General features: G+C 71.2%; 6 protein-coding genes and 1 pseudogene. All 7 read left to right on the forward strand.

Annotated features, from left to right (window positions below):
* Positions 1 to 219, forward strand: a pseudogene (locus G6027_RS10170) (glutamine synthetase); the annotation flags it as partial.
* A 75-nt stretch (positions 220 to 294) separates the two neighbouring features.
* A complete protein-coding gene (locus G6027_RS10175) occupies positions 295 to 1,191 on the forward strand; it encodes a glutamine amidotransferase (protein WP_182637073.1) in 897 nt (298 codons plus the stop codon).
* 83 nt (positions 1,192 to 1,274) lie between these two features.
* Positions 1,275 to 2,024 carry a protein glxC gene (locus G6027_RS10180; RefSeq protein WP_182637074.1) on the forward strand — a complete coding sequence of 250 codons (750 nt, stop codon included), beginning with the start codon at positions 1,275 to 1,277 and terminating at the stop codon, positions 2,022 to 2,024.
* A 38-nt stretch (positions 2,025 to 2,062) separates the two neighbouring features.
* Positions 2,063 to 3,445: an FMN-binding glutamate synthase family protein gene (locus G6027_RS10185; protein WP_241727015.1), complete on the forward strand. Its 1,383-nt coding sequence runs from the start codon at positions 2,063 to 2,065 to the stop codon at positions 3,443 to 3,445.
* 96 nt (positions 3,446 to 3,541) lie between these two features.
* Entirely contained in the window at positions 3,542 to 4,198 is a 657-nt protein-coding gene (locus tag G6027_RS10190) for an XRE family transcriptional regulator (RefSeq protein WP_182637078.1), read from the forward strand.
* Between the two features lie 150 nt (positions 4,199 to 4,348).
* The gene (locus tag G6027_RS10195; RefSeq protein ID WP_182637075.1) at positions 4,349 to 5,605 is read left to right on the forward strand and encodes an allantoate amidohydrolase; all 1,257 of its coding nucleotides are present in this window, start codon (positions 4,349 to 4,351) and stop codon (positions 5,603 to 5,605) included.
* Between the two features lie 28 nt (positions 5,606 to 5,633).
* A partial coding sequence (locus G6027_RS10200; RefSeq protein WP_182637076.1) for an FAD-dependent oxidoreductase occupies positions 5,634 to 6,152 on the forward strand: 519 nt, incomplete at its 3' end.

Raw genomic sequence — 6,152 nt, forward strand, 5'->3', positions numbered from 1 at the left:
GGCGTGCCGGCCACGGTCGGCGAGGCCACCCACACGTTGCCGCCGACCCTGCTGCACGCCGTGGAGGAGATGGGCCGGGACGAGGTCGTCCGCGCCGCGCTGGACATCGGTGGCGACGGGGTGGCCGCGTACTACGCCGACCTCAAACGTGAGGAGTTCATCTCCTGGCACAACACCGTCACCCAGTGGGAGATCGACGAGTACCTGACCGCGCTGTGACGCGTGACGGCCTTTCTCGGGTCACCCGGCTCCACTCCCTCCACACCCTCAACCCGACAACACCAGGAGAACCCCATGTGCGGCATCGTCGGACTCCACCTGCGCGACCCGGAGCTCGAACCCCGGCTCGGCGACCTGCTCACCACCATGCTCGGCGAAATGACCGACCGCGGTTCGGACTCGGCCGGCGTCGCCGTCTACGGCAACCCCGACTGGACCCCGGCCGGATCGGCCACCGTCACCGTGCTGGCCGACGGCGTCGACGCGCTGACCCTGGCCTCGCGTGTCGGATCCCACCTGGGGCGCGAGGCACGGGGTCGTGAGCTGGGTGCCACCGTGCTCCTGTCCGCCGGGACCGACCCCGAGACCCTGGCCTCCGCCGTCCGCACCGCAGTCCCGGAGGCGGTCCTGGTGGGCCTTGGCAGCGAGCTCGCCGTCCTCAAGGGCGTCGGCCTGCCCCTTGACCTGGCCGCGGGCTTCGGCCTACCGGGGGCCTCCGGATGGCAGGGCGTGGGGCACACCCGCATGGCCACCGAGTCCGCCGTCACCCCGGCCGGCTCGCATCCCTTCTCCGTGGGCCCGGACCAATGCATCGTCCACAACGGGTCCTTCTCCAACCACGCCTCGGTGCGCCGCGAGCTGGCCCGTCGCGACATCCACTGCGACACCCTCAACGACACCGAGGTCGCCGCGCGCTTCGTGGCGGAGCAGATCGCCCACGGGGCGGAGATCGATCAGGCCTTAGCGGAGATGGCCGGTGTCCTCGACGGTTTCTACACCCTGCTGGTGTCCACCGCCGAGGAGTTCGCGGTGGTCCGGGATCCGATCGCCTGCAAACCGGCGGTGATCGCCGAGACCGACCGTTACGTGGCCATGGCCTCGGAGTACCGGGCGATGGCGCACCTGCCGGGCATCGACGAGGCACGCCTCTACGAGCCCGAACCGGGCCGCGTGTACCACTGGCGCCGCTGAACTCGCCCGCTGAACTCGCCCGCCCCCCGGGCGACCAGGGCACCACCGCAGCACCGCGGGCACCCCACCAGGAAGGAAGAACGATGACCGTCACGCCGGAACAGGCCTTCGCACCGCAGGACCTCGGACCCCTCGGCGACGCGCCGACCACCGCCCCGCACGTGATCGACGTCCGGGAGACCGGGTTGCGCGAGACCAACCGGATCCTCCAGGACTCCGACGGCACGGGCAGATACCTGCTCACCGGTCCCAGGGGGGCGCACGCGCTCGCCGTGGGCCTGGCCGAGCCGGACGAGGTCGTGATCGACGGCCCCACCGGGTACTACACCGCGGGGATGAACGACGGCGCCCACGTCACGGTCAACGGGAACGTGGGGGTCGGGGTCGCCGAGAACATGATGTCCGGAACGGTGCGGGTCACCGGGTCGGCCTCCCAGTCGGCCGGGGCGACCGCGCACGGCGGGCTGCTGGTGATCGAGGGAGACGCAGGCGCCCGGTGCGGCATCTCGATGAAGGGGGTGGACATCGTCGTCGGCGGCTCGATCGGCCACATGAGCTGCTTCATGGGCCAGGCCGGGCGCCTGGCCGTCCTGGGCGACGCCGGTGACGCCCTCGGCGACTCCCTCTACGAGGTCCGCATCTACGTGCGGGGTCGGGTCGAGTCCCTCGGCGCCGACTGCGTCGAGAAGGAGATGAGACCCGAACACCACACCGAGCTCGGGGAGCTGCTCGACCGGGCCGGCGTCTCCGGGGTCTCGACGGGCGAGTTCCGGCGCTACGGCTCCGCCCGCACCCTCTACAGCTTCGACGTGGACAACGCCTCCGCCTACTGACCGCCCCGCCCCGCCGCCATCCCCGACAGGAGCCCGACATGCCCTTCGACGGACACACCCGATCCGACCAGGCATCCCCCACGCGGATCCCACCCGGAGCCGACGACCCGACCTTGCGCGAGTCCGCCACCTTCCCCCGGTCGGTGATCCACGAGATCCAGCGCGCCGCCGCGACCGGGATCTACGACATCCGCGGCTGGGGCGCCAAGCGCAAGGTCCCGCACTTCGACGACCTGCTGTTCCTCGGCGCCTCGATGTCCCGGTACCCGCTCGAGGGCTACCGCGAACGCTGCGACACCGACATCACCCTGGGCACCCGGCACGCCTCGAGACCCCTCCACCTGGACATCCCCGTGACCATCGCCGGGATGAGCTTCGGGGCCCTGTCGGCGCAGGCCAAGGAGGCCCTCGGGCGCGGGGCCAGTGCCGCGGGCACCTCCACGACCACCGGTGACGGCGGCATGACGGCGGAGGAGCGCGGCCAGAGCTCGAAGCTGGTCTACCAGTACCTGCCCTCGCGCTACGGGATGAACCCCGTCGACCTCCGGAAGGCCGACGCGATCGAGGTGGTCCTGGGACAGGGCGCCAAGCCCGGTGGCGGCGGCATGCTCCTGGGGCAGAAGATCTCCGACCGGGTGGCGCAGATGCGGACCCTGCCCAAGGGGATCGACCAGCGTTCGGCCTGCCGGCACCCGGACTGGACGGGCCCCGACGACCTCGCCATCAAGATCCTCGAGCTGCGCGAGATCACCGGCTGGGAGAAGCCGGTGTACGTCAAGGTCGGCGCCACCCGCACCTACTACGACGTCAAGCTCGCGGTGAAGGCCGGTGCGGACGTGGTGGTGGTGGACGGCATGCAGGGCGGCACCGCCGCCACCCAGGACGTGTTCATCGAGCACGTGGGCATCCCCACCCTCGCCGCGATCCCGCAGGCCGTGCAGGCCCTCCAGGAGATGGACCTGCACCGGAAGGTGCAGCTGATCGTCTCCGGCGGGATCCGCTCGGGGGCGGACGTGGCCAAGGCCATGGCCCTGGGAGCGGACGCGGTGGCGATCGGGACGGCGGCGCTGATCGCACTGGGGGACAACGACCCCAGGTACGAGCAGGAGTACCGCGAACTCGGCTCGGCGGCGGGGTTCTACGACGACTTCCAGGACGGCCGCGACCCGGCCGGGATCTCCACCCAGGACCCCGAGCTGGCGCGCCGGTTGGACCCGGAGGCCGCCGGCCGACGCCTCGCCAACTACCTGCACGTCCTCACGATGGAGGCCCAGACCATCGCCCGGGCCTGCGGCAAGTCCCACCTGACCCACCTGGAGCCCGACGACCTGGTGGCGTTGACGATGGAGGCCGCGGCGATGGCGCGGGTGCCGTTGGCCGGGACCGACTGGATCCCCGGTCGCGCGGGACGGGAGCTGTGAATGACCGTCGTGTCGGACGACCGGACGGTGACCGGACCCGCGCCGGCGACGGGTACCGACTTCCACCGGGAGGAGACGATGACTACCGTCGAGGGCATGGGAGCCGGCCGGGATGACGCGCGGAGGGTCGTCCACCAGGCGATGCCGCGTGAGCTCCCCGTGGACGTGCCCACCGGCAACGATCTCGAGCGGATCATCGGTTTCCACGTCCGCAGGCTGCGCCTGGCCGAGGGCCTGGGTGTGGCGGAGATGGCCCAGCGGATCGGCATCTCCAAGGCGATGCTGTCCAAGATCGAGAACGCGCAGACCTCGTGTTCCCTGAACATGCTCGCCAAGCTCGCCACCGGCCTCGACGTCCCGGTGACCTCGCTGCTGCGCGGCGCGGACACCAGGCGTGACGCGGTGTTCACCCCCGACGGGCAGGGTGCGACGATCGTCGGCCGCGGCACGTCGGCGGGCCACGACTACGAGTTGCTCGGGGCGCTGCGGGGATCCAACAAGCGCATCGAGCCGGTGCTGGTGACCCTGACCGCCGAGTCGGAGGCGCATCCCCGCTTCCAGCACCCGGGCACCGAACTGCTCTACATGCTCTCCGGCGACATGATCTACCACCATGCCGAGTCCGAATACCGCCTCCGCCCGGGGGACTCGCTGCTCCTCGACGGTGAGGGCGTCCACGGCCCGGTGGCGATGCTCGAGCTGCCCATCCGTTTCCTCTCGGTGACCGCCTACCCCGACGGCGTCGACGGCTGAACCGCCCGGTTCCGCGGAGCCGCGGCACCACCACTCACGGCACCACCACTCACGGCACCACTTCTTCCGCCGCGCCCGTTCACGGCGCCCCCACCGGGGCCGTGGCACACCCGTACCGTCCCCACCCTCCGGCACCCCGAGGAGCCCGTCATGGCCACATCGGTCACCACCACCGTCACCTCGCTGATGTCCGCGATCGCGGACGTCGGGACCGACCCGACGAGGGGTGGATACAGCCGCCCCGTCTACTCCGTGGCCGAGCTGGAGCTGCGCGAGTGGTTCCTGGCCGAGGCGACCGCACGCGGTCTGGACACCGAGACCGACCGCAACGGGATCATCTGGGCCTGGTGGAATCCGGCCGGCCATCCGCTGGAGGGAGCGGTCGTCACCGGTAGCCACCTGGACTCCGTGCCCGGGGGAGGGGCCTTCGACGGTCCTCTCGGCGTGGCCTCGGCGCTGGTGGCGGTCGACCTGCTCCGGGCCCGGGGTCTGCGGCCGCGCCGGGCCCTGGCCCTGACCGTCTTCCCCGAGGAGGAGGGGTCCAGGTTCGGACGCGCGTGTCTCGGCTCGCTGCTGCTCACCGGGGCGATGGACCCGGCCACCGCGGCGGGACTGACCGACGACGACGGCACCACCTATGCCGAGCTGTGCGCGGCCAACGGGGTGGACCCGACCGCCCTGGGCCGTGACGACGAGGCGTTGGGACGCATCGGGCGCTTCGTGGAACTCCACGTGGAACAGGGCCGAGGTCTGATCGAACTGGACAACCCCGTGGCGGTGGCCTCGTCGATCATCGGCCACGGCCGATGGCGGTTGACGTTCACCGGCCAGGGCAACCACGCCGGCACCACGCTGTTGGCGGACCGCCGCGACCCGATGATCCCGGCCTCCCGCACAATCCTCGACGTCCGCCGGATCTCCCGCGTGTACCGGGGTGCCAGGGCCACCGTCGGCCGGATCGTACCCACCCCGGGCGGCACCAACGTCATCGCCTCCCGGGTCGATCTCTGGCTGGACGTCCGTCACCCCGACGACGCCGCGACCGCGCGGATCGTCCACGAGATCACGGAGGCGGCCTCGATGGCTGCCGCGCACGAGGGGTGCTCGAGCACGATCGTGCAGGAGTCGCTCAGCGGTTCCGTGTCCTTTGACCCGGTGTTCCGCGACCGACTGCTCGACGACCTGCCCGGGGTCCCCGTCCTGGCCACGGGGGCCGGCCACGACGCAGGTGTCCTGGCCGCGCACGTCCCCACCGCCATGCTGTTCGTCCGCAACCCTTCCGGGGTGTCGCACTCGCCGGAGGAGCACGTGGAGGACGCCGACGCCGAGCGGGGCGCCGAGGCCCTGGCCGACGTCCTCGCCGACCTGCTCACCTGCGATGACACTTCCCAGACCGACGCGTCCTGACCACCACGCACCACGAGAGAGTGATCCCATGACCGGCACAGCGCACCCGACCGACACTGCTCAACGGACCGACACAGTGAAGTTTCTCGTCATCGGAGGTGGCCTCGAGGGGCTGTCGATCGCCTGGAACCTGACCGAGCGCGGCGAGACCGACGTGCTCGTGGTGGAGAAGGACACCCTGTGTTCCGGGATGACCGGCAAGTCCAGCGGCATCGTCCGCTGCCACTACGGTTCGCCCACCATGGCGGCCCTGAGCTGGCACAGCATCCCGGTGTTCGAGAACGCTGCCGAGCTGTTGGGAGACGACATGGCCTTCCGTCAGTGCGGATACGCCGTGATCGTCGGAGAGGAGAACGTGATTCCGCTCCGGGCGAACGTGGCCATGCAGCAGAGCCTGGGCATCGAGACCGAGATCATCGCACCGGACCGGATGGCGGAATTGTGGCCCGGGCTGAACGTCGACGACGTGGCGGCGGCTGCGTGGGAGCCGCGCGGCGGGCGCGGGGAGGCGTACATGACGGGGATGGCCTTCGCCGCCGCCGCCCGC

This window comes from Dietzia sp. SLG310A2-38A2 (assembly GCF_014145095.1).
GTDB lineage: Bacteria > Actinomycetota > Actinomycetes > Mycobacteriales > Mycobacteriaceae > Dietzia.

Coding starts and splice junctions, on each gene's coding strand:
- G6027_RS10175 (WP_182637073.1), top strand. CDS start 295: ATGTGCGGCATCGTCGGACTCCACCTGCGCGACCCGGAGCTCGAACCC.
- G6027_RS10180 (WP_182637074.1), top strand. CDS start 1,275: ATGACCGTCACGCCGGAACAGGCCTTCGCACCGCAGGACCTCGGACCC.
- G6027_RS10195 (WP_182637075.1), top strand. CDS start 4,349: ATGGCCACATCGGTCACCACCACCGTCACCTCGCTGATGTCCGCGATC.
- G6027_RS10190 (WP_182637078.1), top strand. CDS start 3,542: ATGGGAGCCGGCCGGGATGACGCGCGGAGGGTCGTCCACCAGGCGATG.
- G6027_RS10185 (WP_241727015.1), top strand. CDS start 2,063: ATGCCCTTCGACGGACACACCCGATCCGACCAGGCATCCCCCACGCGG.